This is a genomic window from Bradyrhizobium sp. SHOUNA76 (genome assembly GCF_023006445.1).
Classification (GTDB): domain Bacteria; phylum Pseudomonadota; class Alphaproteobacteria; order Rhizobiales; family Xanthobacteraceae; genus Bradyrhizobium.
Genome location: NZ_JALBHA010000603.1, coordinates 1 through 3,447, shown reverse-complemented (window position 1 = coordinate 3,447; position 3,447 = coordinate 1). Strand labels below are relative to the sequence as shown.

The window sequence follows — 3,447 nt, the reverse complement described above, 5'->3', positions numbered from 1 at the left end:
GCCACGGCCGAGGCCGAACCGCCGGACGAGCCGCCCGGCACCAGCGTCGTGTTGCTGCCCTCGCGCCGCCAGGGATTGCCGACGGGACCGAAGCACGAGGTCTCGTTGGCCGAGCCCATCGCGAACTCGTCGTTGTTGAGCTTGCCGAGCATCACGGCACCGTCGCGCCAAAGCTGCGAGGTCACCGTGGACTCATAGGTCGGCACGAAATTGCCGAGGATCTTCGAGCACGCCGTGGTGCGCACGCCCTTGGTTGCGAACAGATCCTTGATGCCGAGCGGGATGCCCGCGAGGGGACCGCCCTCACCCTTGGCGATCTTGCCATCGGCCTCGCGCGCCATGTCGCGCGCCCGGTCCGGCGTCTCCATCACGAAGGCATTGAGCACGCGCGCGGCTTCGATCGCGGAGAGGTGCGCGTCGGTCAGCTCGAGGGACGTGAAAGTCTTGTCGGCGAGACCCTTGCGGGCCTCGGCGAGCGTCAGCGATGTCAAATCGGTCATTTATTGATCGGGCTGCAGAAGAACGGAGACAGGGTCTTGTCGTTGGCCGGGTCGTCTTTCTTGGCGGCTGCTTTCGCGGCGGCCTCGATCTCGTCGAGCACGGCATTGACGGCGACGTTGGGGTCGGCAGCCTTGCCCTGCCGTTCCATCTTGTCGAGATAGTTCATGTAGGCCTGATAGGCCTTTTCATCATCGCAAAGCATGCACATCGGACTTGGTCCTAAGAACTACTCAACAACCTTGGGCACCAGGAAGAAGTGACCTTCGGTCGCGGGCGCATTGGCAACGATATCGTCGGCGATCTCGCCGTCATCGACCACGTCCGGCCGCTTCTTCATCTGCATCGGGGTGACCGAGGTCATGGGCTCCACGCCCTCGACATTGACCTCCGAAAGCTGCTCGACGAAGGCGAGCATGGCATTGAGCTCGCCCTGCAGATGCGGAACCTCACCCTCGGAAACCGCAATGCGCGCCAGATGCGCGATGCGGCGGACGGTAGCAGCGTCGACGGACATTATATAAGGCCTCTCACGGCAAAACCTATGTGCCGTATAGCAGAGGCCGGTTTTGCGCCGCAACCGGCGTGGCTGGCCTAACCGGCCAGCGCTTTCATGCGGGCCAGCGCCGATCTGGCGAGATCCCGGGTCATTTCAGCCGCCGGGACCTCGCGGCTGAGGGCCACAGCCTGGCCCGCCCAGAGATTGGTGAAGTCCACCCTGCCCTGCTTTTCAGCAGCCGCCTTGAGCGGCGCCAGTGCGGTCGCGGCATGGGGAAAGGGCGGCGCATCCGGCGAGATCGGGCCGGCCTCGCGCATCAGGCGGTTCTGGACCCCGCGCGCCGGACGGCCGGTCATTACATTGGTGATGACGGTGGAATCGTCCCGCGCCTCGGCTAGCGCCTTGCGGCCGCCCGCGCCGACCTTGGATTCCGGACAGCGCAGATAAGCGCTGCCGATCTGCACGCCCGAGGCACCGAGCGCGAACGCCGCGGCAATGCCGCGCCCGTCTGCGATGCCGCCGGCAGCTATCACCGGCACCTTCACGGCATCGACGACCTGCGGCACCAGCGCAAACGTGCCGGGCTGCTCGGCGATCTTGTCGGTCAGGAACATGCCGCGATGACCGCCGGCCTCCGCGCCTTGCGCGATGACGGCATCGGCGCCGTGCTGTTCCAGCCAGACCGCTTCCTTCACCGTCGTTGCCGACGAGATGACGAGGCAGCCGGCCACCTTGACGCGCTTGAGCAGCTTCGCGTCCGGCAGGCCGAAATGAAAGCTGACGATTTCCGGCTTCAGCTCCTCGACGACCTCGCAGAACGAGGCATCGAACGGCGCACGGTTCGCGGCAGTGATCGGCGCCGAGGGATCGAGACCATGCTCGGCGTAATAGCCCGTGAGCCGCTGCTTCCAGCGCGCCTCGGCGTCGGCCGTAAGGTCAACCGGCGTGTGGCAGAAGAAGTTCATGTTCACCGGCGCCTTCACGCGTTGACGAATGAGCTCGACCTGCTCGCGCGCCTTCTCCGGAGATAGCATCGCACTCGGCAACGAACCGAGCCCTCCGCCTTCCGCCACGGCGATCACCAGCTCTGCATCCATCACTCCGGCCATCGGCGCCAGCACGATCGGGAATTCGGTCTTGAAGAGGTCGATCAATCGACGGTCGGGCCACATGGTTTTGCTCTCTCGTGGTTCAGGCAAGCGGTGCGATGGAATTGCGCCGGCCGGTTAGCAGTTGCTCCGCTTCGGTCGCAATCCGTTCGACGATCTCGGCGGCGGACGGAATATCATGGATCAGGCCGACAGCCTCGCCGGCAAAGACAGCGGCGACCTCGAAATTGCCCGCGGCCTTCGCCGCAGCATATTCAACGGACACCTCGCCCGCCCTTTGCATGAGCTCGATCTCGCGGCCGGTCCAGTGCCTGATGTGGTCGTTGACAAGCGTCCGTGCCGTGAACGGGGACGGCCAGAACAGGCTTCGCGACCAGTCAGCGACAACGCCGCGCACAGTGTCGTTGCGGTTCGCCACGCGAATGCGCTGCTTGGCCTCCTGCGCGCCGTTCGCCTCCACGCTCGCATAGAAGCGCGTGCCGATCAGCACGCCGGATGCGCCCAGCATCATCATTGCGGCAAGACCCCGGCCGTCGGCGATTCCGCCGGCCGCGACGACAGGCACACGTCCGGCCGCCAGATCGACGACCGCGGGCACGATGTCGACCGTGGTGCGCGATGCGCCATGGCCACCGGCTTCGGTACCCTGCGCGATCAGGATCTCCGCGCCGGCATCGAGCGCCTGCTTGGCCATGTCCTCGCTCTGCACCTGGCAGATCAGTCGCGCACCGCTCGCCGCGATGCGCGGCGCGAACGGCGAGGGATCGCCGAATGACAACATGATGGCCTGCGGGCGAGCATCGAGCGCGATGTCGAGCAGCTCGGGCTGTTTCGCCAGGCTCCAGGTGATGAAGCCGATACCGAACGATGCAAAGCCCTTCAGCTCTACGGCCTCTGTCTGAAGTCGAACACGGTCACCGTATCCGCCACCCAGGATGCCGAATCCGCCGGCCTCGCTAACAGCGCGGGTCAGCCGGCTGCCAGCGATCGTATCCATGGGCGCCGACAGGATCGGATGCCTGATCCCCAGAAGCTCCGTCAGCGGCGTGGCAATCGGCATGGGTTCTCCCACTCTGGACAGGAAGATTAGGCGCGAATAACATTCTGCAAAATTGAATTCTACAGAACGTTGCCATCTCAAAAGAGAAACGGGTCATGGAACTCAACGATATCAGGACCTTTGCGGCCGTCGCCCGCACCGGCGGCATCACCCGCGCCGCCGAAGAGCTCAACACGGTCCAGTCGAACGTCACCCAGCGCGTGAAGGCGCTGGAGGCGGAGATCGGCACGGCGCTGTTCGAACGCCACAGCCGCGGCATGACGCTGACCGGCGCCGGCAAG

6 protein-coding genes are annotated in these 3,447 nt (G+C 65.1%); 1 reads left to right on the top strand and 5 read right to left on the bottom strand.

All coding sequences use genetic code 11. The annotated features are described in order from the left end of the window. The 5 genes from MOV74_RS34145 to MOV74_RS34125 form a co-directional block, all read right to left on the bottom strand. A partial coding sequence (locus tag MOV74_RS34145) for an amidase (RefSeq protein WP_246931376.1) occupies nt 1-500 on the bottom strand: 500 nt, incomplete at its 3' end. Then, entirely contained in the window at nt 497-709 is a 213-nt protein-coding gene (locus MOV74_RS34140; protein WP_035709922.1) for a hypothetical protein, read from the bottom strand. The genes MOV74_RS34145 and MOV74_RS34140, both read right to left, overlap by 4 nt. Nucleotides 710-727: 18 nt before the next feature. Then, entirely contained in the window at nt 728-1,015 is a 288-nt protein-coding gene (gatC, locus tag MOV74_RS34135; protein ID WP_246931375.1) for an Asp-tRNA(Asn)/Glu-tRNA(Gln) amidotransferase subunit GatC, read from the bottom strand. 77 nt (nt 1,016-1,092) lie between these two features. Next, a complete protein-coding gene (locus MOV74_RS34130) occupies nt 1,093-2,169 on the bottom strand; it encodes a nitronate monooxygenase family protein (protein ID WP_246931374.1) in 1,077 nt (358 codons plus the stop codon). A 19-nt stretch (nt 2,170-2,188) separates the two neighbouring features. After that, entirely contained in the window at nt 2,189-3,166 is a 978-nt protein-coding gene (locus MOV74_RS34125; RefSeq protein ID WP_246931373.1) for a nitronate monooxygenase family protein, read from the bottom strand. A gap of 95 nt (nt 3,167-3,261) precedes the next feature. Between MOV74_RS34125 and MOV74_RS34120 the strand changes: the two genes are divergently transcribed. Then, nucleotides 3,262-3,447, top strand: a 186-nt coding sequence (locus MOV74_RS34120; protein ID WP_246931372.1) for a LysR family transcriptional regulator, incomplete at its 3' end; no start/stop codon positions are given.